We start from the raw sequence: 621 nt of genomic DNA on the forward strand, positions 1-621 counted from the left end.
GGAAAATACGGCCGCTTTTAATCCAGCTAAAGGATGTTTCAGCAGAAGATTTTCATCTTCTTTTACTTTCGTTATCCAGTTTTCAAGGTGCAAAGCCCCATCTCGTTCGACAGGAATTTCATCTTATCACAGCCAATCGACAATATCAACCATGAGTTCCTGGTAATTTTATCGATTTTCCGCAAAAAAATACGGTGCTTTCGCACCTGCTTGGCGTTGACTATTCATTACCGGATGAATCATGACTTCAGGATCAGGATCGGCATCGGAAACTACATTCATCTTCGCTTTGCATGTTGTGCTTTTGCTTCATTGAGTATTCATCGATCAAGTTTCGGATACTCTCCCAAGGGACAATAACGACGCTTCATCTAAGAGTTACCCGCTTGGCGACGTCCTACTCTCCCAGGACCCTGCGGTCCAAGTACCATCGGCGCTGGAGGGCTTAACGGTCGTGTTCGGTATGGGAACGCGTGGTTCCCCTCCGCCATCGCCACCAAACGGATAGCTTTGCGAAAGATCATTGATCTTTCAAAACTGACAACGAGCGAGCAACTTCCTGCCTGAGAGTTACTGCTATGGAAGCTTAGCTTCCTATCCAGTCATCATCGTGACTGGGTA

At 46.5% G+C, this 621-nt stretch carries 1 rRNA gene; it reads right to left on the reverse strand.

Annotated elements, in window-relative coordinates:
* Positions 1 to 384 precede the first annotated feature (384 nt).
* Positions 385 to 501, reverse strand: a 5S ribosomal RNA gene (gene rrf / locus PAT3040_RS17750).
* Between the last annotated feature and the right edge of the window lie 120 nt (positions 502 to 621).

Source organism: Paenibacillus agaridevorans (genome assembly GCF_003112455.1).
GTDB classification, from domain to species: domain Bacteria; phylum Bacillota; class Bacilli; order Paenibacillales; family Paenibacillaceae; genus Pristimantibacillus; species Pristimantibacillus agaridevorans.